Source organism: Rhizobacter koreensis (genome assembly GCF_013366375.1).
Taxonomy (GTDB): domain Bacteria; phylum Pseudomonadota; class Gammaproteobacteria; order Burkholderiales; family Burkholderiaceae_C; genus Schlegelella_A; species Schlegelella_A koreensis.
Genome location: NZ_JABWMJ010000002.1, coordinates 136292 through 158864, shown reverse-complemented (window position 1 = coordinate 158864; position 22573 = coordinate 136292). Strand labels below are relative to the sequence as shown.

At 71.3% G+C, this 22573-nt stretch carries 19 protein-coding genes; 10 read left to right on the top strand and 9 right to left on the bottom strand.

Features of this window, described 5'->3' with window-relative positions; genetic code table 11:
- The first annotated feature begins 205 nt into the window (after window positions 1-205).
- Together HQN59_RS04595 and HQN59_RS04590 are read left to right on the top strand one after the other, a co-directional pair.
- Window positions 206-1519 (top strand): efflux RND transporter periplasmic adaptor subunit, encoded by a 1314-nt coding sequence (locus tag HQN59_RS04595; protein ID WP_176066580.1) that lies wholly within the window; start codon window positions 206-208, stop codon window positions 1517-1519.
- Between the two features lie 12 nt (window positions 1520-1531).
- Entirely contained in the window at window positions 1532-4633 is a 3102-nt protein-coding gene (locus HQN59_RS04590) for an efflux RND transporter permease subunit (RefSeq protein WP_176066578.1), read from the top strand.
- A gap of 48 nt (window positions 4634-4681) precedes the next feature.
- On the opposite strand, the gene HQN59_RS04585 is transcribed toward HQN59_RS04590, so the two are convergent.
- A complete protein-coding gene (locus tag HQN59_RS04585; RefSeq protein WP_176066577.1) occupies window positions 4682-5203 on the bottom strand; it encodes an FKBP-type peptidyl-prolyl cis-trans isomerase in 522 nt (173 codons plus the stop codon).
- Window positions 5204-5228: 25 nt separating this feature from the next.
- On the opposite strand from HQN59_RS04585, the gene HQN59_RS04580 reads away from it, so the two are divergent.
- Together HQN59_RS04580 and HQN59_RS04575 are read left to right on the top strand one after the other, a co-directional pair.
- Window positions 5229-6377 (top strand): cupin domain-containing protein, encoded by a 1149-nt coding sequence (locus tag HQN59_RS04580; protein WP_176066575.1) that lies wholly within the window; start codon window positions 5229-5231, stop codon window positions 6375-6377.
- Window positions 6378-6381: 4 nt separating this feature from the next.
- On the top strand, window positions 6382-6870 hold the full coding sequence (locus HQN59_RS04575) for a hypothetical protein (protein WP_176066573.1): 489 nt from the start codon (window positions 6382-6384) through the stop codon (window positions 6868-6870).
- A gap of 18 nt (window positions 6871-6888) precedes the next feature.
- Here the strand turns inward: HQN59_RS04575 and HQN59_RS04570 are convergent, their stop codons facing one another.
- The 6 genes from HQN59_RS04570 to HQN59_RS04545 all read right to left on the bottom strand — a co-directional run bounded on the left by HQN59_RS04570 (window position 6889) and on the right by HQN59_RS04545 (window position 11941).
- On the bottom strand, window positions 6889-7389 hold the full coding sequence (locus HQN59_RS04570; protein WP_176066571.1) for a hypothetical protein: 501 nt from the start codon (window positions 7387-7389) through the stop codon (window positions 6889-6891).
- A gap of 153 nt (window positions 7390-7542) precedes the next feature.
- The gene (locus HQN59_RS04565; RefSeq protein ID WP_176066569.1) at window positions 7543-8325 is read right to left on the bottom strand and encodes an MBL fold metallo-hydrolase; all 783 of its coding nucleotides are present in this window, start codon (window positions 8323-8325) and stop codon (window positions 7543-7545) included.
- A 10-nt stretch (window positions 8326-8335) separates the two neighbouring features.
- On the bottom strand, window positions 8336-9484 hold the full coding sequence (gene bamC / locus HQN59_RS04560; RefSeq protein WP_342451122.1) for an outer membrane protein assembly factor BamC: 1149 nt from the start codon (window positions 9482-9484) through the stop codon (window positions 8336-8338).
- A gap of 87 nt (window positions 9485-9571) precedes the next feature.
- Complete coding sequence (gene dapA / locus HQN59_RS04555) at window positions 9572-10453, bottom strand: 4-hydroxy-tetrahydrodipicolinate synthase (RefSeq protein WP_176066567.1); 882 nt, start codon at window positions 10451-10453, stop codon at window positions 9572-9574.
- Window positions 10454-10478: 25 nt separating this feature from the next.
- A complete protein-coding gene (locus tag HQN59_RS04550; protein ID WP_176066565.1) occupies window positions 10479-11066 on the bottom strand; it encodes a methyltransferase domain-containing protein in 588 nt (195 codons plus the stop codon).
- A complete protein-coding gene (locus HQN59_RS04545; RefSeq protein WP_176066563.1) occupies window positions 11063-11941 on the bottom strand; it encodes an SDR family oxidoreductase in 879 nt (292 codons plus the stop codon). The genes HQN59_RS04550 and HQN59_RS04545 overlap by 4 nt, the downstream gene beginning before the upstream one ends.
- Before the next feature lie 97 nt (window positions 11942-12038).
- Between HQN59_RS04545 and HQN59_RS04540 the strand changes: the two genes are divergently transcribed.
- The 4 genes from HQN59_RS04540 to HQN59_RS04525 all read left to right on the top strand — a co-directional run bounded on the left by HQN59_RS04540 (window position 12039) and on the right by HQN59_RS04525 (window position 17426).
- Complete coding sequence (locus tag HQN59_RS04540; protein ID WP_176066561.1) at window positions 12039-14027, top strand: DNA topoisomerase IV subunit B; 1989 nt, start codon at window positions 12039-12041, stop codon at window positions 14025-14027.
- A gap of 13 nt (window positions 14028-14040) precedes the next feature.
- Window positions 14041-14619, top strand: a complete 579-nt coding sequence (locus HQN59_RS04535; protein ID WP_176066559.1) for a GNAT family N-acetyltransferase — start codon at window positions 14041-14043, stop codon at window positions 14617-14619.
- A gap of 95 nt (window positions 14620-14714) precedes the next feature.
- Window positions 14715-17024 (top strand): DNA topoisomerase IV subunit A, encoded by a 2310-nt coding sequence (gene parC / locus HQN59_RS04530; RefSeq protein ID WP_176066558.1) that lies wholly within the window; start codon window positions 14715-14717, stop codon window positions 17022-17024.
- A 132-nt stretch (window positions 17025-17156) separates the two neighbouring features.
- A complete protein-coding gene (locus tag HQN59_RS04525) occupies window positions 17157-17426 on the top strand; it encodes a hypothetical protein (protein WP_176066556.1) in 270 nt (89 codons plus the stop codon).
- Between the two features lie 31 nt (window positions 17427-17457).
- Here the strand turns inward: HQN59_RS04525 and HQN59_RS04520 are convergent, their stop codons facing one another.
- Together HQN59_RS04520 and HQN59_RS04515 are read right to left on the bottom strand one after the other, a co-directional pair.
- On the bottom strand, window positions 17458-18000 hold the full coding sequence (locus tag HQN59_RS04520) for a disulfide bond formation protein B (RefSeq protein ID WP_176066554.1): 543 nt from the start codon (window positions 17998-18000) through the stop codon (window positions 17458-17460).
- A complete protein-coding gene (locus HQN59_RS04515; RefSeq protein WP_176066552.1) occupies window positions 17997-18455 on the bottom strand; it encodes a RidA family protein in 459 nt (152 codons plus the stop codon). The genes HQN59_RS04520 and HQN59_RS04515 overlap by 4 nt, the downstream gene beginning before the upstream one ends.
- A 43-nt stretch (window positions 18456-18498) precedes the next feature.
- Between HQN59_RS04515 and HQN59_RS04510 the strand changes: the two genes are divergently transcribed.
- On the top strand, window positions 18499-21015 hold the full coding sequence (locus HQN59_RS04510; protein ID WP_176066550.1) for a DNA internalization-related competence protein ComEC/Rec2: 2517 nt from the start codon (window positions 18499-18501) through the stop codon (window positions 21013-21015).
- 49 nt (window positions 21016-21064) lie between these two features.
- On the top strand, window positions 21065-22513 hold the full coding sequence (locus HQN59_RS04505; protein ID WP_176066547.1) for a circularly permuted type 2 ATP-grasp protein: 1449 nt from the start codon (window positions 21065-21067) through the stop codon (window positions 22511-22513).
- Window positions 22514-22573 lie beyond the last annotated feature (60 nt).

Genomic DNA, 22573 nt, shown 5'->3' with positions numbered 1-22573 from the left:
GCGCCCGCAAGGCGCAAACCGCAGACATGGCGGCAGCTATGGCGCGGACTTGCAACGCGGCGGGCGCCCGTGGGCTGATCACCCTGCGGGCCGAGGCGGCGCGTGGCTTCCCGTCGCGCTGACAGGCCCTAGCTGACCGACGGCGCGCCTCCTCTCACGAAATCACCGGTGGCCGCGCGCCACCCACAGGCAGAATCGGACCTCCATGAAGAAGTCGGTCCTGGCGGCGATCGCCGTCGTCGCGCTGGTCGCCATCGGCGCCGGCTATATCGTGTCGCGTCAGGACCCGACGGTGACGGCCAATGCGCCGGGCGCGGCCGGGCGGGGTGCTTCGGGCGCGGCCTCCGGCGCCGGCGGTGCCGCGGTCAGCGTGACCACGGTGCGTGCCCAGCAGCGCGACGTCGACGTCCAGCTCGAGGCCACCGGCACCGTCACCGCGCTCAACAGCGTCGACGTGCGCCCGCAGGTCGCCAGCACCATCACCAAGGTCCACATTCGCGAGGGCCAGTTCGTCAAGGCCGGCCAGCTGCTGTTCACGCTCGACGCGCGCGCCGACGAGGTCAACGTCACGCGCGCCAGGGCCCAGCTCGCCAAGGACATGGCGGCGCTCGCCGACGCGCAGCGCCAGCTCGCGCGCAGCAAGGAGCTGTTCGCGCAGAACTTCGTCTCGCAGGTCGCGGTCGACACCAACCAGACGCTGGTCGAATCGCAGCAGGCGGTGGTCGCCGCCGACCGCGCGGCGATCGAGGCGGCGCAGGTGGGCCTCTCGTACACGCGGATCGCCGCGCCGTCGGCGGGGCGCGCCGGCGCGATCAACGTGTTCGCCGGCAGCAGCGTCGCGCCGACGGGCAACCCGCTCGTCACGATCACCCAGCTCGACCCGATCGCCGTCGCGTTCAGCCTGCCGCAGCGCCACCTGAGCGATGCCTTGCAGACGCTGCGCAGCGGCGGCGGCCGCGTCGAGGCGGTCGTCCCCGAGGGCCGCGGCACGCTGGTCGGCAAGCTGCAGTTCGTCGACAACGCGGTCGATGCGGCGTCGGGCACGGTACGCGTGAAGGCGCAGTTCGCCAATGCCGACGAGCGGCTCTGGCCGGGCGCCTTCGTCAACGTCCGCCTCGCGGTGCAGACGCTCAAGGGCGCGATCGTGGTGCCGCAGGCGTCGGTGATCACGAGCCCGACCGGTCGCATCGTCTACGTGGTCGAGGCGAGCGGCAAGGCGGCGGCGCGCCCGGTCGAGCTCGTGTACGCCGCCGGCGAAGACGCGGTGGTCACCGGCGTCAAGCCCGGCGAGCGCGTGGTGCTCGAAGGACGGCAGAACCTGCGGCCGGGCAGCAACGTGGTCGAGCGCGGCGGCGCCGGCACGCGCGGCGGGCGTGGCAACGGTGCCGCGTCGGGTGCGGCCGGCGGTCGTGGCGACGGCGGCGCGCGCGTCGGCATGGCCGCGGGTGGTGCCGGCGGCCCCGGTAGTCGCGGTCAGGCCGGGGCGCCGAACGCGACGTCGCCGACCACCGCCCCGTAACGAGGAGGGCGCATGAACCTCTCGGAGCTGTTCATCCGGCGGCCGGTGCTCACCGTGCTGCTGAACGCGGCGATCGTGCTCGCCGGGATCATCGCGTACACGCGCATCCCGGTCGCCGCGCTGCCGAGCTACAACACGCCGGTCATCAACGTGACCGCGCGCCTGCCGGGCGCCAGCCCCGAGACCATGGCGACGTCGGTCGCGCTGCCGCTCGAGAAGCAGTTCGCGACGATCCCGGGGCTGAGCATCATCAGCTCGAACAACACCCTCGGCAACACGTCGCTGACGCTCGAGTTCGAGGAGGGCCGCGACATCGACGCCGCGTCGGTCGATGTGCAGGCGGCGCTGCTGCGGGTGCAGCGCGACCTGCCGCAGGACATGACCGCGCCGCCGGCCTACCGCAAGGTAAACCCCGCCGACGCGCCGGTGCTGTTGCTGGCGCTGACGTCGCCGTCGCTGAGCCTGTCGGACCTCAACGACTTCGCCGAGCACCTGATCGCGCCGGGCCTGTCGACGCTGAACGGCGTCGCCCAGGTCAACATCTACGGCCAGAAGCGCTACGCGGTACGCGTGGGCGTGAACCCGGAGGCGCTGTCGGCGCGCGACATCAGCCTCGACGAGCTGACCAACGCGCTGCGCGCCGCGAACGCGAACACGCCAGTGGGCACGCTCGAAGGGCCGCGTCAGACGCTGACGCTGCAGGCCAACCGGCAGCTGCGCAACGCCGCCGAGTTCGCCGACCTCATCGTCAGCAACCGCAACGGCAATCCGGTGCGGCTGCGCGACGTCGCGCGGGTGGAAGACAGCTTCGAGACCACCAAGACGTCGGCGACCTTCAACGGCGAGAACTCGATCACCCTCGCGGTGCTGCGCCAGCCCGACGCCAACACGGTGCAGGTGGTCGACTCGGTGCGCGCGGCGCTGCCGGGGTTCCAGGCCCAGCTGCCGCAGTCGGTGCGGGTCGACCTCGTCAACGACCGTTCGGTGTCGGTTCGCGAGGCGCTGCACGACGTCAGCCTGACGCTGCTCGGCACGATCGTGCTGGTGGTGCTGGTGATCTTCCTGTTCCTGCGCCGCTTCGTCGCGACGGTGGTGCCGACGCTCTCGCTGCCGGTGTCGCTGCTCGGTGCAGTCGCGCTGCTCTGGGGGTTCGGCTACACGCTCGACAACATCTCGCTGCTCGGCATCACGCTCGCGGTCGGCCTGGTTGTCGACGACGCCATCGTGATGCTCGAGAACATCATGCGGCACATCGAGCATGGCGAGAAGCCGTTCCAGGCGGCGCTGCGCGGCTCGCGCGAAGTCGGCTTCACGATCATCTCGATCTCGACGTCGCTGGTGGCGGTGTTCATCCCGATCTTCTTCATGCCGGGCGTGATCGGCCTGCTGTTCCACGAGTTCGCGGTCATCGTGTCCCTGGCCATCATCGCGTCGGCGTTCGTCTCGCTGACGCTGGTACCGATGCTGGCGAGCCGGTTCCTCAAGGACGAGGCGACGATGAAGCGGCCGGGCGCCATCGTGCGCTCGTTCGAGCGCGGCTTCGACAAGCTGCTCGGCGGCTACACCCGGAGCCTCGACTGGGCGCTGGCGCGGCGCAAGCTCGTTGGCTTCGTCGCGCTGCTCACGTTCGTCGCGACCGGCGTCCTCTTCGTCATGATCCCCAAGGGCTTCTTCCCGCAGGAGGACATCGGCCAGATCTCGGTCAGCACCGAGGCCGCCGAGGACACCTCGTTTCCGGCCATGGTTCAGCTGCAGAACCGGGTCGTCGAGATCATGCGGGCCGACCCGAACGTCGCGACGGTCAACTCGTTCAACGGCGGCAGCGGCGCGCAGAACACCGGCCGCATGTTCCTCAACCTCAAGCCCCGCGGCGAGCGCGCCGAGATGAAGGAAGTCATCGAGGGCCTGCGCCGGAAGCTGCGCGACGTGCCGGGCATCACCGTCTTCATGCGGCCGATCCAGAACCTTCAGCTCGGCGGGCGCCAGAGCAAGGCGCAGTACCAGTTCATCCTGCAGAGCGTGAAGGCCGACGAGCTGAGCGACTGGGCGGCGCGCCTGATGGAGCCGATGCGCAGCGACCCGAAGTTCCGCGACGTGACGAGCGACTCGCAGCTGCGGGGCCTGCAGGCATCGCTCAAGATCGACCGCGACCGCGCCAACACGCTCGGCGTGTCGATCGAGGCGATCCGCTCGGCGTTGTTCAGCGCGTTCGGCGAGCGCCAGGTCTCGACCATCTACACGCCGGTCGACAGCTACCAGGTGATCATGGAAGTGGCGGCCGACGCCAAGCAGAACGAGAGCGCGTTCAACAACATCTTCGTGCGCTCGAGCACCGGCGCGCTGGTGCCGCTGTCGAGCTTCACCACGGTGGATCGCAGCGTCGGGCCGACCTCGATCAACCACGTCGGGCAGCTGCAGGCGGTGACGCTCTCGTTCAACCTCGCACCGAACGTCGCGCTCGGCGACGCCACTGCGGCGATCGAGCGGTACCGCGAGCAGATCGGCCTGCCGGCCTCGATCATCACGCGCTACGGCGGCGACGCCGCGGTCTTCAAGAGCTCGCAGGGCAGCCAGGCGATCCTCATCATCGCGGCGCTGCTCGTGATCTACGTGCTGCTCGGCGTGCTCTACGAGAGCTATGTGCACCCGCTGACGATCCTCGCCGGGTTGCCGTCGGCGGCGGTCGGTGCGCTGCTGATGCTGAAGTTCTTCGGTCAGGACCTCACGCTGATCGCGATGATCGGCATCCTGCTGCTGATCGGCATCGTGAAGAAGAACGCGATCATGATGATCGACTTCGCGCTCGACGCGCAGCGCACGCAGGGCATGTCGGCGCCCGAGGCGATTCGCGAGGCCTGCGTGCTGCGCTTCCGGCCGATCATGATGACGACGCTGGCGGCACTGATGGGCGCGCTGCCGATCGCGCTCGGCCTCGGCGCCGGTGCCGAGCTGCGGCAGCCGCTCGGCCTCGCGGTGGTCGGCGGCCTGGTGTTCTCGCAGGCGATCACGCTCTACATCACGCCGGTGATCTACCTCGCGCTCGACCGCTTCAGCGGCAAGGGTCCGGTCACGACGCCCGAGGGCACCACCGAAGCCGCCGGAGTCGCGGCGTAGCCGGGCGACGGGCGAACGCTGCCGGCCGGCACGCGCCAGCCGCGCGGGTCAGTGCAGCAGGCCGCGTTCGGCGGGGTGACCGCCGATGCTGAACGTGGTCTGACCCACCGAGCGGGCGTCGATCTCCTCGTCGGTTGCCTCGCGGATGTCGCGCAGCACCAGCGACAGGCGCAGCGCGATGCCCGCGAGCGGATGGTTGCCGTCGAGCACCACGTGGTCGGGGTAGACCTCGGTGACGGTGTAGATCGCGTCTGGCGGCATGTCGGGCGTCTTCGCGCCTTCGGGCGGGCCTTCGAACTGGATGCCGGGCTCGACGTTCTCGGGGAAGAGCGCGCGGTCCTCGAAGAACACGAGGTTGGCGTCGTACTCGCCGAACGCGTGCTCGGGCTCGAGATGCAGGGTGCTCTCGAAGCCGACCTCCTGGCCGTCGAGCGCCTCCTCGACCTTCTCGAGGAGGTCGTCGCCGCCGAAGAAGAACTCCACCGGCTCGGTCAATTCGTCGATCAGGTTGCCCTGCGCATCGTCGAGTCGCCACGTGAGGGTGACGACACAGGGTGCGGTTACATGCATCGATCGATGATCGCACAATCGCCCGATGGACATCACCCGCCGGACGGCGCTGCTCGGCGGACTGGCGCCACGCACCTTCATGCGGCGCCATTGGCAGAAAGCGCCTTTGCTCGTCCGCCAGGCGATCACCGATCTGGCGGAATTGCCCGACCGCGACGCCCTGTTCGAGCTTGCCGGCCGCGACGGCGTCGACGCGCGCCTGGTGGTGCGCGGCGCACGCTGGCGCGTGCGCCAGGGGCCGTTCGCGCCCGGCACGCTGCCGTCGCCGAGCAAGGCCGGCTGGACCGTGCTCGTCAACGCGGTCGACGAGCATTCCGATGCGGCGCGTGCGCTGCTCGACCGCTTCCGCTTCATCCCCGACGCGCGCGTCGACGACCTGATGCTGTCGTACGCGACCGATAGCGGCGGCGTCGGTCCGCACGTCGACTCGTACGACGTGTTCCTGCTGCAGCTGCACGGCACTCGGCACTGGCGCATCGGCCCGGTCGCCGATCCGGCGCTCGAGCCGGGTTTGCCGCTGAAGATCCTCGCGACGTTCGAACCCACCGCCGAATGGCGCCTCGAGCCGGGCGACATGCTCTACCTGCCGCCCGGCTGGGGCCATGACGGCATCGCCGAAGGCGAGTGCATCACGGCGTCGATCGGCTTTCGTGCGCCGAGTCGCAACGCGCTCGCCAACGAGCTGATCGAGCGCATGCTCGACGCCGCCGAGGACGACGACGATGCCGCCTACGACGACCCGGCACAGCCGGCCACGGTCGAGCCCGCGCGCGTGCCGGAGCGGCTCGCGCGCTTTGCCGACGCGGCGATCGAGCGCCTCGTCGGCGACGCCGAGGCGCGCGCCTGCGCGCTCGGCGAGATCCTGAGCGAGCCGCGGCCGAGCGCCGTCTTCGAGCCGGGGCGGCCGCCGCGCCGCGGCACCGCGCGCCTGCGCAACCCGGTGCAGCTCGACCGCCGCACCCGGATGCTCTACGACGACTGGCACGTGTTCATCAACGGCGAGTCGTTCCGCGCCGCGGGCCGCGACGCCCGCCTGATGCGCGCGCTCGCCGACCACCGTGAACTGGTCTCGGCCCAGGTCGCCGCGTTGAGCGACGAGGCGCGAACGTTGCTCGACGACTGGATCGCCCACGGCTGGGTCAAGCTCGGCCACCACGGACCTCCCGGAGACTGACCGCATGGACGAGCAGCACGTCACCCCGATCGCCTCGCGCGGCGAGTTCCAGCAGGCGATTCGCAATGCCATCGCCGCAGCGGCGCGCGAGGGCGCGCGCGAGCTCTGGTTCGCCGATTCGACGTTCGCCGACTGGCCGCTGTCGGAACCGGGCGTGATCGAGAACCTCGGCCGCTGGGCGGCGTCGCATCGCAAGCTGACGCTGATCGCGGAGACCTTCGACGAGGTGGCGCGGCGCCATGCGCGCTGGTCCGAGTGGCGGCGGCCGTGGTCGCACATCGTCGAGTGCCGCAGCAACGACGAGCTCGAACGCGGTCAGATGCCCTGTCTGCTGCTCGCTGGCAACCTGCTCGCCGTGCGGCTCGTCGACCCGGTGCACCACCGCGGTACGGTGTCGCGCGACGTCCCCGATCTGGTGCGCTCGCGGGAGCAGATTGATGCGGTCCTGCAACGATCTTCCGAGGCGTTTCCGGTAACCATGCTCGGGCTCTAGGGAAACCACCTAACACGGCTATACTCGCGCGTTAGGCACGGGAATGCTTCGGCTTTCCTTGTCTTTGAACGAAGGGACTCCTTGAGGAGGGCTCCCGGTCACGTAAACCAAAGAATTGAGGACAAGTATGAGAAAAGCACTTCTGATCGCTTCCATGGTCGCCGCTGTTTCGTTCGCGGCCTGCACGAAGAAGGAAGAGACGACCACCGTCGTTCCGTCGACCCCGCCGGCTGCCGACACCACGACCACCACGCCGCCCGCTTCGACGACCACTATCGTCACGCCGCCGGCTACTTCGGGTGCGTCGGACGCGTCGGCTGCCGTCGGCGCCGCCAACAGCGCCGCGATGTCGGCGTCGGCTGCGGCTTCGGCCGCCGACTCGGCCGCTTCGGCCGCGATGGGCGGCTCGATGGGCTCGACCGGTGCTTCGGCCCCGCGCTGATCCCTTCGTGCCTCGACAGAAAGCCGCCCTCGGGCGGCTTTTTGTTTGCCGGTCCGCCTCGAAGCCGGCGCCACCATTTCGCGCCGGCGCAGCCCTCGACGGCGTTTGACCCCGACCGTACGTTCAGCGCCGGATCACGCGCGCTGCGCTACGGGGGCTTCTAGCTCTCCAGTCGAAGCTGGCTTTCCGATTCGGGACGACGGGCGATCCCGGCGCCGAGCTCGCTGCGCTCAGCCGACGACCAGCCAGTCGAAACCGGTTTGCGGGTCCGCGATCACGATGTCCGCCGGCCGCGAACCCCAGGTATCGGCAAGCGCGCGACGCGCCAGATCGGGGCTGTTGTTCTCGCGGCTGAGGTGCGCGGCGACCAGCCGGCCGAGGCCGTCGTGCATGCAGGCGGCCAGGATCTCGGCGGCGGTCTCGTTGCTGAGGTGGCCGAAGCGGCCGCCGATGCGGGCTTTGAGCGACGGCGGGTAGCGCGACGCTGCCAGCAATGCGCGGTCGTGGTTGCACTCGAGCAGCAGGGCGTGGATGCCGGCGAGGTGCTCGAGCATGTGCGGCGTGATGGAGCCCGCGTCCGTCAGCACGCCGAGCAGCGCGGCGCCGTCGCTGCAGCGCAGCTGCAGCGGCTCGGCGGCGTCGTGCGCGACGGTGAACGGCTCGAGCAGCAGGTCGCCGACGACGATGGCCTCGCCGTCGCGCGCGAAGCGCAACGTGCCCGGGGACTCGGCCTCGCCGAGCGCACGCCAGGTGCCCCGGCTCATCCAGAGGTCGATGCCGTGGCGCCGGGCGAGGGCGACCGAGCAACCCACGTGATCGCCGTGCTCGTGGGTCACGAAGATCGCGTCGAGGTCGCTCGGCGCGAGTCCCGCGCGCTGAAGGCGCGTCTCGAGGTCCTTCTGCGAGAAGCCGCAGTCGATCAGCAACCGGCTCACCGTGGAGCCGGAGCGCGCCTCGACGAGCGTCGCGTTGCCGCTGCTGCCGCTGCCGAGGCTGCAGAACCGGAGCGTCACCCGGCGCAGCCTATTTCAGGTCCTCGAGCAGCAGGCTGACGATGCGCTGGCCGGTGGTGCCGTTCTCGGGCGCGCCCTGCGCGTTCTGCACGGTCACGGTGCTCGTGGCGCCGTCGCTCGCCACGTGGACGCGATAGCGGGCGAGGCTGGTGTCGTCCTTGCTCGCGCGGCCGAAGCTGAACATGCGCGCCAGGAACCCCGGCTCCTCACGGCGCACGACGTCGGGGTCGACATAGCGCACGTAGTAGAGGCCCTGGGCGCGGTCGCGGTCCTCGACCGTGAAGCCGCTGCGGTCGAGCGCGAGGCCGACGCGGCGCCAGGCGCGGTCGAAGTTGTCGTCGACCTGCAGCGTCGCCGCCGGGCGCCCGCTGACGAGGCGCGCGCGCGCCGGGCCGGCCGGTGCGGCCGCGGCCGCATCGACGGTCGCACGCGCGACCTCTTCCTTCTGACCGAGTCGCACCATCAGGCGGCTCAGGAACTCGGCCTCGAGCTGCGGGTCGGTCGGGCGCGCCTGCCAGACCGTACTCTCGCGGCGCTCACCCTGATACACCTCGACCATGCCGCGGTGCGTGATGTAGACGTCGCTGCCGGTCGGCGTGCGCTCGATGCGGGTGCGGAACTTGTCGAGCTCGCCAGTCGAATACAGGCCGTCGAACACGCGCCCGATCGTCGAGCGGATGAAGTCGCGCGGCAGCTTGGCCCGGTTCTCGGCCCAGTTGGTCTCGAGCACGCCGGCGTCGGGCAGATCGGTGACCAGCGTGAAGCCGGCGTCGCGCCAGAACGAGCGCACCTGCGGGTAGAGCTGCTCGGGCGGCAGCGTGGTGCTCAGCCAGCGCTCGTTGCCGAGGCGCTCGATGCGAAAGTCGCCGACCGCCTTGGGCGCGACCGCGGCGCCGGTCGGTGTTGCGCTCAGCGGCGGGGCCGACGCGGCCGTCTGGTAGGTCGACGCGCTGACGGTGCCGCCGGGCGCCTGGAAGCGCGTGTCGCGCGAGAGCTGCGTCAGGTCGGGCGGCACTTCGAGGCCGTTGGTGCGCTCGGCGCCCGATCGATAGTCGACCTTGTCGCCCGCCATCAGGTCGGACAACGACGAGCAGCCCGAGAGCGCCGCGCACACGGCAAGCAGCGCCGGCAGCGCGCGGAAGGGAAGAGAACGGGTCACGAGGGAAGTCTCCGATGAAGAGGTGCCGCGCCGGCGCGGCTGGGCGCGCCCGGCGTCACGTGAGGCGAGCGGGGCGGCGCGCCCGGGTCACAGCAGTTCGGCTTCGCGCAAGGCGGCTTCGACGATCGCCTGCCCGGCCGGGCTGAGCGGCGTGATCGGCAGGCGCAGCCCGCTGCCGCAGCGGCCGAGGCGCTCGAGTGCCCACTTGCTGGCGGTCGGGCTCGGCTCGACGAACAGCGCCTGGTGCAGCGGCATCAGGCGCAGCTGGATCGCGGCAGCCTTGCGCGCGTCGCCCGCGAGCGCCGCGGCGCAGAGATCCTGCATGGCGCGCGGCGCGACGTTCGCGGTGACGCTGACGTTGCCGTCGCCGCCGAGCAGCATCAGCGCGACCGCGCTGCTGTCGTCGCCGGAATAGACCGCGAAGCCGGACGGGCGCCGCTTGATCAGCGTGCAGGCGCGGCCGATGTCGCCACTGGCTTCCTTGATGCCGACGATGCCGGGCACTTCCGCAAGCCGCAGGGCCGTGTCGGGGCTCATGTCGGCAACGGTCCGGCTCGGCACGTTGTAGAGCACCATCGGCACGTCGACCGCTTCGGCGATCGCCTTGAAGTGCCGGTAGATGCCTTCCTGCGACGGCCGGTTGTAGTAGGGCACCACCGACAGCGTGCAGTCGGCGCCGACCTTGAGCGCGAAGCGCGACAGCTCGATCGCCTCGGCGGTCGAGTTGGCGCCGGTGCCGGCCATCACGGGGATGCGGCCGGCGGCGTGCTCGACGGCGACCTGGATGACTTCGCAGTGCTCGTCGACGGTCACCGTCGGCGATTCACCGGTCGTGCCGACCACCCCCAGGCACTGCGTGCCTTCGGCGATGTGCCAGTCGATCAGGCTGCGCAGGCCGGCGTAGTCGATGCTGCCGTCCTCGAGCATCGGCGTGACGAGCGCGACGATGCTGCCAACGATGGTTTTCATGCGAGGTCCTCGGAATCGGCGGATTTTAGCCGGCCGGCTGCGGCTCCGGCCGCCGCAGGTGATGCCGCGCGGGTGCGGGTGCCTCCGCGGCCTCGCGCACCGCCACGATGCGCTGCACGAAGCGCTCCGGCGCTTCGAGGAAGCCGTCCTCATAGGCGACCACGCGCAGGCCCGCAGTCAATTCGATCAGCTCGCCCGGCGCGAGCAGGAACGCCGGACTGCGCGGCCGTCCGACGCTCTCGTGGCCGGCCGCGAACGTCTCGTGGATCAGCACGCCGCTTTCGGCCAGCGCGCCCAGCAGGGTGGGCATCAGCGGCCGCCAGAGGTAGTTGGTGACGACGACCGCGTCGAAGCGGCGCCCCTCGAATGGCCAGGCGCCGTCTTCGAGGTCGGCCACGATGCCTTCGATCGGGCTCGGGAGCGCCGCGACCGCCGCGGCGTCGACATCGACCGCCGTGACGCGCCAGCCCCGGCGCGCGAACCAGCGCGCGTGGCGACCGCCGCCGCAGGCGACGTCGAGCACGCTGCCGCCGGGCCGCACGAGGTGCGCCCAGCGCGTCACCCACGGCGACGCCTCGCCGCTGCCGGGGCCGTGCGGCACGGGCGCGCTCACGCGCCGCCTTCGCGGTTCAGCGCCTTGAGCGCCAGGCGGTCTACGTAGCCCGGCGCGACCAGCTTGAGCCAGCGCCCGAGCCTGCCCTTGCCGGACATCACGATGTCGCGCCGGCGCCGCTCGGTGCCTTCCACGATGAGGCGGGCGCAGGTCTCGACCGGCATCGCGTCGCGCTCGTCGAGGCCGCTCCTGCCGGCCGCGCGTCCGCTCGCGTCGAAGCCGCGCCGGCGGATCTCGGTCGCGACCACGCCCGGGTACGCGATCGTCACGCTGACGCCGCCTTCCAGCAGCTCGGTGCGCAGCGACTCGAAGAATCCCACCATCGCGAACTTGGTTGCGCTGTATGCGGTGCGGCCGGGCACCCCGACCAGCCCCGCCAGGCTCGCCACGGCGACGATGCGGCCCCGGCTTGCCAGCAGGTGCGGCAGCGCGGCGTGCGTGCACCAGACGCTGCCCCAATGGTTGATGCGCATCAGCGTCTCGTACCAGTCGAGGTCGCCCACGTCGGCAAGGTTGGCGTGCGCCGACATGCCGGCGTTGTTGACCAGCGTGTCGATGCGGCCGAAGGTGTCGACCGCCGTGCCGATCAGCGCGCGGCAGTCGGCCGCGTGGGCGACGTCGCAGCGCTGCACCCGCACCTGCGAGCCGTTGGCGCGGCAGGACGCTGCCACCGCCTCGAGCTTCTCGACGTTGCGGGCGGCGAGCACCAGCGCGATTCCGCCGCGCCGGGCCGCCGACCACTGGCGTGCCATCTCGGCGCCGATGCCGTCCGACGCTCCCGTGATGACGATCACCGTCGGGCTCGCCGGGGCCGTTGCCGCGGCGTTGCCCGGCTCCGTGGCAGCGGCGCCGGTGCGCTCGTTCGGCTCGTTCATGCGCGCGACTGTAGCCAAACGGGGGTGTCCGGACCGCGCGGAGGGGCGGTCCGAAGGGCTCCGGGCGCTGCCGCCCAGGCTCCTAGAATCCCGGCCGATGGCAACCAAGGCAAGCGCGACTCCCTACGGCGAGGCATCGATCCGGGTGCTCAAGGGCCTCGAGCCCGTGAAGCAGCGGCCCGGCATGTACACCCGCACCGACAACCCGCTGCACGTCGTGCAGGAGGTGATCGACAACGCGGCCGACGAGGCGCTCGCCGGGCATGCGAAGACCATCGCGGTGACGTTGCACGCCGACGGCTCGATCAGCGTGGTCGACGACGGCCGCGGCATTCCGTACGGCCTGCACCCCGAGGAAGGCGTGCCGGTCATCGAGATCGTCTATACGCGTCTGCACGCCGGCGGCAAGTTCGACAAGGGTGCCGGCGGCGCCTACAGCTTCTCGGGCGGGCTGCACGGCGTCGGCGTCAGCGTCACGAACGCGCTTGCCAGGCGGCTCGAAGTGAGCGTCTGGCGCGGCGGCCAGGTCGCGAGCGTCGCGTTCGCGGGCGGCGAGGTGATCGAGCCGCTCACGCTGCGCAAGCCCGCTGCCGGCGAACGCAAGAGCGGCACCACCGTGCGCGTCTGGCCCGATCCGCGCTACTTCGACAGCCTCGACCTGCCGCGCGGCGAGCTGGTCCACCTGCTGCGCAGCAAGGCGGTGCTGATGCCGGGCGTCACCGTGAGCCTGGCGGTCGAGAAGGCCGGCCGCGACGAGGTCGAGCAGCAGGTCTGGCTGTACCGCGGCGGGTTGGCCGATTACGTGATGCAGGCGGTCACCGCCGACCCGCTGATCCCGCTCTTCGAAGGCGAGCACTATGCCGACGGCGGCGAGAGCGAGGACGTCGCCGAGGGCGAGGGCGCGGCCTGGTGCGTCGCGTTCACCGACGAGGGCTCGCCGGTGCGCGAGAGCTACGTCAACCTGATTCCGACGGTCGCCGGCGGCACCCACGAGTCGGGGCTCAAAGATGGCCTCTTCAACGCGGTCAAGGGCTTCGTCGACATGCACAGCCTGCTGCCCAAGGGCGTCAAGCTGATGCCCGAGGACGTGTTCTCGCGCGCGAGCTTCGTGCTCTCGGCCAAGGTGCTCGACCCGCAGTTCCAGGGCCAGATCAAGGAGCGCCTGAACAGCCGGGAGGCGCTGCGCCTGGTCTCGGGCTGCACGCGGCCGGCGTTCGAGCTCTGGCTCAACCAGCATGTCGAGCACGGCAGGAAGCTCGCCGAGCTGGTGATCCGGCAGGCGCAGACGCGCCAGCGCGCCGGCCAGCGCGTCGAGAAGAAGAAGGGCTCGGGCGTGGCGGTGCTGCCCGGCAAGCTGACCGACTGCGAGAGCCGTGACCTCGCGTCGAACGAGCTGTTCCTGGTCGAGGGCGACTCGGCGGGCGGCAGCGCGAAGATGGGCCGCGACAAGGAGACGCAGGCGATCCTGCCGCTGCGCGGCAAGGTGCTCAACGCCTGGGAGGTCGAGCGCGACCGCCTGTTCGCCAACAACGAGATCCACGACATCGCGGTCGCGATCGGCGTCGACCCGCACGGCGCGGCCGACTCGCCCGACCTCTCGGGGCTGCGCTACGGAAAGATCTGCATCCTCTCGGACGCCGACGTCGACGGCTCGCACATCCAGGTGCTGCTGCTGACGCTGTTCTTTCGCCACTTCCCCAAACTGATCGAGGCCGGCCGCATCTTCATCGCCAAGCCGCCGCTGTACCGGATCGACGCGCCGGCGCGCGGCAAGAAGCCGCCGGCGAAGATGTACGCGCTCGACGATGGCGAGCTGCATGCCGCGATCGACCGCCTCAAGAAGGAAGGGGCGCGCGAGGGCTCGTGGAGCGTCAGCCGCTTCAAGGGCCTCGGCGAGATGAACGCCGAGCAGCTCTGGGACACCACGCTCAACCCCGAGACGCGGCGCCTGCTGAAGGTCGACTACAGCGCGCTCGGCCTCATCGGCACGACGGCGTCGCTGACCAAGCTGATGGGCAAAGGCGAGGCGCAGGCGCGCCGCGACCTGATGGAACTGCGCGGCAACGCGGTCGAGGTCGACGTCTAGTCGGCGCCGCACCATGACGCTCATCACCGACGGCGCGCAAGGCGAGGCGGCGCGAGCCGCCCGGCCGACGCCGCCGCTGCGCCTTCGGCCCACCATGCTGTCGGACCTCGACTTCGTGATCTCGGTCGAGGAGGACCCGGCCAACCGCCCGTTCATCACGCCGTGGGAGCGCACCCAGCACGAAGGGGCGGTGCGCTTTCCGGACTTCCGGCACTTCATCATCGAGGCCGGCGAGCGCTGGCCGTCGGCCGGCTTCGTGATTCTGCAGGGGTGCCGCAACCCGCACCGTTCAGTCGAGCTCAAACGGCTGGTGCTGCAGCCCAAGGGGCAGGGGCTCGGGCGCGGCTGCGTGCGCCTGCTTGCCGACATGGCGTTCCGCGACCTCGGCGCGCACCGCTTCTGGCTCGACGTGAAGTCGCGCAACGTGCGCGCCCAGCAGCTCTACCGCAGCGAGGGTTTTGTCGAGGAAGGGCGGCTGCGCGAGAGCGTGCGCACCGACGACGGCTACGACACCCTGATCGTGATGTCGCTCCTCGAGGCCGAGCACCGGGCGCTGCAGCGTGCGCGCGCCGGCGGCGCGTCCGTGACCTGAGGCGTACCGGCACGTCCGGCGTGCCGCCACCTCGCCATTTATGAACCGGCTGCGCGACCCGAGCCGCGCGGCGCCCCGACCCTGAACCCGACTCCATGATCGATCTCTTCACGCCCGACCCGGCCGACGCCGACGCGGTGGCGCTGGCCGAATACGCCGAGCGCGCCTATCTCGAATACGCGCTCTCGGTGGTCAAGGGTCGCGCGTTGCCGGACGTCTCGGACGGCCAGAAGCCGGTGCAGCGCCGCATCATGTACGCGATGGCCCGCATGGGCCTGGCGTTCACGACCGCGAACGGCCCGAAGGCGGTCAAGAGCGCACGCGTCGTCGGCGACGTGCTCGGCCGCTTCCACCCGCACGGCGACCAGGCCGCGTACGACGCGCTGGTCCGCATGGCGCAGGACTTCGCGCAGCGCTATCCGCTGATCGACGGCCAGGGCAACTTCGGCTCGCGCGACGGCGACGGCGCCGCCGCGATGCGCTACACCGAGGCGCGCCTCGCGCCGATCACGCGGCTGCTGCTCGACGAGATCGACGAAGGCACGGTCGATTTCGTGCCGAACTACGACGGCTCGACCGAGGAGCCGCGCCAGTTGCCGGCGCGCCTGCCGTTCGTGCTGCTCAACGGCGCGAGCGGGATCGCGGTCGGCCTCGCGACCGAGGTGCCGAGCCACAACCTGCGCGAGGTCGCCGCCGCCGCGGTCGCGCTGATCAGGGACGAGTCGCTCACCGACGACGCGCTCGCCCAGCTGATCCCGGGCCCCGACTACCCCGGCGGCGGGCAGATCATCAGCGCGCCCGAGGAGATCCGCGCGGCCTATGCGTCCGGCCGCGGCAGCCTCAAGGTGCGTGCGCGCTGGAAGATCGAGGACCTCGCGCGCGGCCAGTGGCAGCTCGTCGTCACCGAGCTGCCGCCCGGCACCAGCGCGCAGAAGGTGCTCGAGGAGATCGAGGAGCTCACCAACCCCAAGGTCAAGCTCGGCAAGAAGGCGCTCAGCGCCGAGCAGCTGCAGCTCAAGGGCAGCGTGCTCGGCGTCGTCGACGCGGTGCGCGACGAGTCGAGCAAGGACGCGCCGGTGCGGCTCGTGTTCGAGCCGAAGACGCGCACCACGCCGCAGCAGGACCTCGTCAACGTGCTGCTCGCGCACACCAGCCTCGAGAGCTCGGCGCCGATCAACCTGACGATGGTCGGCGCCGATGGCCGGCCGACGCAGAAGAGCCTGCGCCGCATCCTCGTCGAGTGGATCGGCTTCCGGCTGCGCACGGTGCAGCGGCGCTCCGAGCATCGCCTCGCGAGGGTGGCCGACCGCATCCACGTGCTCGAGGGCCGGATGCTGGTGCTGCTGAACATCGACGAGGTGATCCGCATCATCCGGGCTGCCGACGAGCCGAAGCCGGCGCTGATCGAACGCTTTGGTCTGACCGATCGGCAGGCCGAGGACATCCTCGAGATCCGGCTGCGCCAGCTCGCGCGCCTCGAGGCGATCCGTATCGAGACCGAGCTCAAGCAGCTGCGCGAGGACGAACGCAAGCTTCAGGAGATCCTCGGCAGCCCGGCGGCGCTCAGGCGCACCGTGGTCAAGGAGATCGAGGCCGACGCCAAGACGCACGGCGACGACCGTCGCACCCTGATCGAGCCGCAAAAGCGCGCCGCCGCCGAGATCCGCATCGTCGACGAACCGGTCACGGTGGTGGTCAGCCTCAAGGGCTGGATCCGCGCACTCAAGGGGCATGAGGTCGACGCCGCGACGCTGACGTTCAAGCCGGGCGACGGCCTCTACGGCACGTTCGCGTGCCGCAGCGTCGACCCGCTCATCGTGTTCGGCAGCAACGGACGCGTCTACTCGACGCCGGTCGCGCTGCTGCCGAGCGGGCGCGGCGACGGCCAGCCGGTCACGTCGATGATCGACGTCGAGACCGGCACCCAGCCGGCGCACTACGTCGCCGGCCCGGTCGCGACGACGCTGCTGCTCGCCGGGACCGGCGGCTTCGGTCTGCTGGCCAGGCTCGGCGACCTGGTCGCGCGCCAGCGCGGCGGCAAGTCGTTCCTGACGCTCGTCGGCGACGAGAAGCCGCTGCCGCCGAGCATCGTCGGCACCGCTGCGACGAAGGTCGGGTGCCTCACGCTGAACGGTCGGCTGCTCGTGTTCGGTCTCGACGAGCTCAAGCTGCAGCCAGGCGGCGGACGCGGCCTCACCCTCATCGACCTGGAAGAGGGCGACGCGCTGGTCAGCGTCGCCGCGTTCGGCGATGCGCTGCGCGTGGTCGGCAGCGGGCGCGGCGGCAAGGCCAGGGAAGAGGTGCTGAGGAGCGCCGGCCTCGCACCTCACGTCGGTCGGCGCGCACGCAAGGGACGGGCTCAGGACGCGATGCAGAAGGCGAGTCGCATCGTCGCGGAAGGCTGACGCCGGGGCCGTGGCGCACGTGCGCCGCGCGCGTCGGCGCGTGGCGGCCCGCGGGGGTGGCGCGCCGCTGGCCGACTACCATTCGAACGCCTTACCGCGCGCGGCGCGCGGCAGCAGACAGGAAACGAAACAATGAAGAAGTCAGGTCCCGAGGCAGCCGGCGCATTCGAGCAGCGGCTCGCCGCCTTGCGTGCCGCGCACGCGCCGCAGTTCGAGATCGATGCCGCCGTGGCGGTGTGCGAACGTTTGCGCACCGCGCGCGCGGTGTGCGACGCGGTGCTCGCCGACAGCTACTCGGAGTCGGCCGTGCTGACCGTGCTGGACGCCCTGTCGGACGAGGTCGCCGCATTGCAGCAGTACGCGTTCGACGCCGACCCGCCGCCGAAGGGCTTCGCGCAGTAGCGCCGGCGGTCCGCCGCGCGCATCGGGCTCGTCAGCGCCGCGCCAGACGCGCGACGCGGCCCTGCAGCGCGAGCACGCGCACCAGCAGCAGCGCAAGGATCACGAACGCCGCGAGGCTCCAGAAGTCGTAGGGGATGCCGAGCAGGTCGACCGCCGCGTCGGCGCAGCTCGCACGGGCCGCGAACACGTCCGGCAGCGCACTGTCGAGGCGCAGCGCGCCGACGATGCGATCCGCGAGGGTGAGGTTGCACGATGCCGACGCCGCCGCGACGAAGTGCTGCCAGAGCGCGGCGGCGATGCCTCCGAGCGCGAGCAGCAGGCCGAGCCCGCCCATCAGCGAGCGCAGCGGCGCACTGCGCAGCAGCAGGCCGAGCAGCGCGGCGATGCCGATCGCGACGAAGATCGCGCGCTGCAGCACGCACCACGGGCACGGGTCCATGCCGAACACGTGCTGCGAGACGAGCGCGGCGCCGACCGCGCCGAACGCGAACAGCGCGCCGACGGCGAGCAGCAGGCTCGAGCGGCGGCGCGGGGCGTCGGCGGCGGTCGAGCGCGAGGGCAGGCGCGTGCTCATCGCACTTCGGCGACGAGCTCGATCTCGACACAGGCGCCGAGCGGCAGCTGCGCCACGCCGTACGCGGCGCGTGCGTGCGCGCCGCGCTCGCCGAACACCTGGCCGAGCAGCTCGGAGCAGCCGTTGGTGACCAGATGGTGCTCGGTGAAGTCGGGCGTGCTGTTGACGAGGCTGGTGACCTTGACGATGCGCTCGACCCGTTCGAGGTCGCCGAGCGCCGCCTGCAGCGTGCCAAGCAGGTCGACGGCGACCGCGCGCGCCGCCTGCTGGCCGGTCGCGGTGTCGGTGTCGCGGCCGAGCTGACCGACCCAGGCGCGGCCGTCGCGCTTGGCGATGTGGCCCGACAGGAAAACGAGGTCGCCGGTGCGCACGAACGGCACGTAGGCACCCGCCGGCGTGGCCTGCGGCGGCAACGCGATCTGCAGTTCGGCGAGGCGGTCTTGGATCGAAGGCATGGCGGCGTGCGGTCGGGGCAACGGCAAATCCTACACTGCGACCATGCAGCGACGAGACACCGGCTGGCGCCTGGGCACAGGGGCGCTCGGCTGGCTCGGCGGCACCGCGCTGCAGCTGCAGGAAGCGGCGTTGAACCGGGCGCCGGCGTACGCGGCCGCGCTCGCGGCAGGGCTGATCGGTCTGATCGTTCTGGGTGTGTCCGCGCGGCGCCGCACTGCGCCGCGCCCCGGGCTCCGCGCCGACGGCGCCCGCGCTGGATCGCCACCTGAGGACGCCCGCAAGCTGCACGGCACGCTCGCGGTGCTGGCGACCGGCATGGCCGCGGCCGCACTCGCCTGGGGCGTCGCCGGCCTGCACGCGGGCGTTCTGCTCGGCAATGCCTTGGCGCCGGCGCTCGAAGGGCAGGACCTCGTCGTCACTGGGGTGGTCGCGAGCCTGCCGCAGCGCAGTGCGGCGGGCGTGCGCTTCCGCTTTCGCGTCGAGGAGGCGGAGAGCAGCGGCAGCGCGGTCGTGCTTCCGCGCACGCTCGCGCTCGGCTGGTACCAGGGCGTGCATCCCGATGCGGCAGCATCGCAACCGCAGCGCGAGCTGCGTGCCGGCCAGCGCTGGCGCTTCACGGTGCGCCTGCGCCGGCCGCACGGCAGCCTCAACCCGCACGGCTTCGACTACGAGCTCGCGCTGTTCGAGCAGGGCGTGCGCGCGACCGGCTACGTGCGCGACGCGCCGGCACGCCTGCTCGATGCGAGCGCCGGCTTCCCCGTCGAGCGGCTGCGCCAGCGCGTTCGCGACGCCATCGACGCGCACGTCGCCGACCGCCGCGCCGCCGGCGTGCTGGCCGCGCTCGCCGTCGGCGACCAGGGTGCGATCGAGCGCGACGACTGGGAGCTGTTCCGCAGCACGGGCGTCGCGCACCTGATGTCGATCAGCGGGCTGCACGTCACGATGCTGGCGTGGCTCGCCGGCGTCGCCGCGCGCGCGCTGTGGCGGCGCAGCGGCCGCGCCGCCTTGCGCATCGCGACGCCGCACGCCGCCTGGACCGTGGGCCTCGTGGTGGCGTTCGGCTACTCGGTTTTCGCGGGGTGGGGCGTGCCGGCACAGCGCACGGTGCTGATGCTTGCGGCGGTCGCGCTGCTGCGCCTGGGCGGCGTGCGCTGGCCGCTGCCGCTGGTGCTGCTCGGCGCCGCCGTCGTGGTCACCGCACTCGATCCGTGGGCGTTGCTGCAGCCCGGGTTCTGGCTCTCGTTCATGGCGGTCGGGCTGCTGCTGGCGTCGAGCGGCGGCAATCGCGACGAGCGAGCCCAGCCCGCCGCGCCGTTCGCGTGGCGATCACCGCGCAGCTGGCTCGCGCCGGGCACCCGCGCGGTGCGCGGCGGCGTTCGCACCCAGCTCGTCGCGACGGTCGGCCTCGCGCCGCTCACGCTGGTGTTCTTCCAGCAGATCTCGCTGGTCGGCTTCGCCGCCAACCTGATCGCGATCCCGCTCGTCACGCTGGTCGTCACGCCGCTGGCGCTCGCCGGCGCGCTGCTGCCCTTGCTGTGGCAGCTCGCTGCGCTGGGCGTCGTCGCGCTCACCCGGGTGCTGGAGGCGCTCGCGTCGCTGCCGATCGTGGTGTGGAGCGTCGCGGCGGCGCCACCGTGGGCCGCGCTGGCCGGCCTCGTCGCCGCGCTGCTCCTGGTGCTGCCGATCCCGTGGCGGGCGCGCCTGCTCGCGCTGCCGCTCGGTCTGCCGCTGCTGCTGCCGCCGCACGAGCGACCGCCCGAGGGCAGCTTCGACGTGCTCGCGCTCGACGTGGGGCAGGGCACGGCGGTGCTGGTTCGCACGCGCGGTCACACGCTGCTCTACGACGCCGGACCGCAGTATTCGAGCGAGAGCGACGCCGGCCAGCGCGTCGTCGTGCCGCTGCTGCGAGCGACCGGCGAACGGCATATCGACCGCCTGGTGCTGAGCCATCGCGACAGCGACCACGTCGGCGGCACCCGCGCCGTCGTCGGCGCGGTCGCCGTCGGCGGCGTGCTGACGTCGCTCGAGCCGACGCACCCTCTGCACCCGCTGCTGCCGACGCCGATGCGCTGCACGGCGGGCGCGACCTGGCTCTGGGACGGCGTGCGCTTCGACGTTCTCGCGCCGCCCGCGGCCGCGTACGACGCCGGCCTCAAGCCGAACGCGCTGTCATGTGTGGTGCGCGTGAGCGCCGGTGGGCGCAGCGTGTTCCTTGCCGGCGACATCGAGCGTGCGCAGGAGGGTGCGCTGGTCGACGTGCACGGCGCGGCCCTTCGCAGCGACGTGCTGATCGCACCGCATCATGGCAGCCGCACGTCGTCGACCGAGCGCTTCATCGACGCGGTGCGCCCCCGAGTGGTGCTGTTCCAGGCCGGTTACCGCAATCGCTTCGGCCATCCGGCCCCCGACGTCGTCGAGCGCTATCGCGTGCGGGGCGCGCTGCCGATCGCGACCCCGGCATGCGGTGCGTGGCTCTGGCGTGCCGACGACGCGCTGCCGGGCCGATGCCAGCGCGACCACGCGAGGCGCTACTGGCACTCGCCGGTCGCACCGCCGTGAGACTCGTGGAACGCGGTTTGCTAACCTGACACAGGGGGAGACGTTACCGATGAGACCAGGGTTCGACGAGATGCGAGCCACCGAGGCGGTGGTGCGCGAACATTACCGGGACTACGACCGCTGGCTGGCGAATCAGCCGCCGTCGGTGATGCTGTCGAGACGCGAGGAAGCCGAGGTGATCTTCCGCCGCGTCGGCATCACCTTCGCGGTGTACGGCGTCAAGGACGACGATCCCGACGGCGGCAACGGCGGCACCGAACGACTGATTCCGTTCGACCTGATCCCCCGCGTGATCCCGGCCCACGAATGGAGCGAGCTCGAGCGCGGCCTCACGCAACGCGTCACCGCGCTCAACCGCTTCATCCACGACGTCTATCACGACCAGGAGATCCTCAAGGCGGGCGTGGTGCCTGCCGACCAGGTGCTCAAGAACGCGCAGTACCGGCCCGAGATGCAGGGCGTGCAGGTCACCGAGAACGTGTACTCGCACATCGCCGGCGTCGACATCGTGCGTGCCGCCAACGCCGACGGCAGCGGCAGCTACTACGTGCTCGAGGACAACCTGCGCGTGCCGAGCGGCGTGAGCTACATGCTCGAGAACCGCAAGATGATGATGCGGCTGTTCCCCGAGCTGTTCAGCCAGCACCGGGTCGCGCCGGTCGCCCACTATCCCGACCTGCTGCTCGAGACGCTGCGCTCGGTCGCGCCGTCGTCGGTCAGCGAGCCGACGGTCGTCGTGCTGACGCCCGGCATGTACAACAGCGCGTATTTCGAGCACGCCTTCCTGGCCCAGCAGATGGGCGTCGAGCTGGTCGAGGGGCAAGATCTCTTCGTCAAGGACAACTTCGTCTTCATGCGGACCACGCAGGGGCCCAAGCGCGTCGACGTCATCTACCGGCGCCTCGACGACGACTTCCTCGACCCCACCGCGTTCCGGCCCGACTCGACGCTCGGCTGCGCCGGCCTGCTCGAGGCGTACCGAGCCGGCAACGTGACGCTCTCCAACGCCATTGGCACCGGGGTCGCCGACGACAAGTCGATCTACCCGTACGTGCCGAAGATGATCGAGTTCTATCTCGGCGAGCAGCCGATCCTGGCCAACGTGCCGACCTACCTCTGCCGCGAACCCGACGACCTGGCGTACGTGCTCGCGCACCTGCCCGAGCTGGTGGTCAAGGAAGTGCACGGCGCCGGCGGCTACGGCATGCTGGTCGGACCCGCCGCGAGTCAGCAGGAGATCGAGAACTTTCGCGCCGCCCTGGTCGCCGACCCGGGCCGCTACATCGCGCAGCCGACGCTCGCGCTGTCGACGTGTCCGACCTTCGTGGAGAGCGGCATCGCGCCGCGCCACATCGATCTGCGACCGTTCGTGCTCTCGGGCAAGTCGGTGCAGATGGTGCCGGGCGGGCTCACGCGCGTCGCCCTCAAAGAAGGCTCGCTCGTCGTCAACTCGTCCCAGGGCGGCGGCACCAAGGACACGTGGGTCCTCGAAGCATGAACGGCAGGAGCGATCAGATGCCTTGTACGGTCAGGCAGTTGTCCAGGCGCGCGCCAGCGC

Excerpts from the sequence above, each read along its gene's own strand:
- parC (WP_176066558.1), top strand. The coding sequence starts at position 14,715 with ATGATCGATCTCTTCACGCCCGACCCGGCCGACGCCGACGCGGTGGCG.
- HQN59_RS04545 (WP_176066563.1), bottom strand. The coding sequence starts at position 11,941 with ATGAACGAGCCGAACGAGCGCACCGGCGCCGCTGCCACGGAGCCGGGC.
- HQN59_RS04510 (WP_176066550.1), top strand. The coding sequence starts at position 18,499 with ATGCAGCGACGAGACACCGGCTGGCGCCTGGGCACAGGGGCGCTCGGC.
- HQN59_RS04570 (WP_176066571.1), bottom strand. The coding sequence starts at position 7,389 with ATGGTGGCGCCGGCTTCGAGGCGGACCGGCAAACAAAAAGCCGCCCGA.
- HQN59_RS04515 (WP_176066552.1), bottom strand. The coding sequence starts at position 18,455 with ATGCCTTCGATCCAAGACCGCCTCGCCGAACTGCAGATCGCGTTGCCG.
- HQN59_RS04580 (WP_176066575.1), top strand. The coding sequence starts at position 5,229 with ATGGACATCACCCGCCGGACGGCGCTGCTCGGCGGACTGGCGCCACGC.
- HQN59_RS04595 (WP_176066580.1), top strand. The coding sequence starts at position 206 with ATGAAGAAGTCGGTCCTGGCGGCGATCGCCGTCGTCGCGCTGGTCGCC.
- HQN59_RS04590 (WP_176066578.1), top strand. The coding sequence starts at position 1,532 with ATGAACCTCTCGGAGCTGTTCATCCGGCGGCCGGTGCTCACCGTGCTG.
- HQN59_RS04585 (WP_176066577.1), bottom strand. The coding sequence starts at position 5,203 with ATGCATGTAACCGCACCCTGTGTCGTCACCCTCACGTGGCGACTCGAC.
- HQN59_RS04505 (WP_176066547.1), top strand. The coding sequence starts at position 21,065 with ATGAGACCAGGGTTCGACGAGATGCGAGCCACCGAGGCGGTGGTGCGC.
- HQN59_RS04575 (WP_176066573.1), top strand. The coding sequence starts at position 6,382 with ATGGACGAGCAGCACGTCACCCCGATCGCCTCGCGCGGCGAGTTCCAG.
- HQN59_RS04540 (WP_176066561.1), top strand. The coding sequence starts at position 12,039 with ATGGCAACCAAGGCAAGCGCGACTCCCTACGGCGAGGCATCGATCCGG.
- HQN59_RS04535 (WP_176066559.1), top strand. The coding sequence starts at position 14,041 with ATGACGCTCATCACCGACGGCGCGCAAGGCGAGGCGGCGCGAGCCGCC.
- HQN59_RS04520 (WP_176066554.1), bottom strand. The coding sequence starts at position 18,000 with ATGAGCACGCGCCTGCCCTCGCGCTCGACCGCCGCCGACGCCCCGCGC.
- dapA (WP_176066567.1), bottom strand. The coding sequence starts at position 10,453 with ATGAAAACCATCGTTGGCAGCATCGTCGCGCTCGTCACGCCGATGCTC.
- HQN59_RS04525 (WP_176066556.1), top strand. The coding sequence starts at position 17,157 with ATGAAGAAGTCAGGTCCCGAGGCAGCCGGCGCATTCGAGCAGCGGCTC.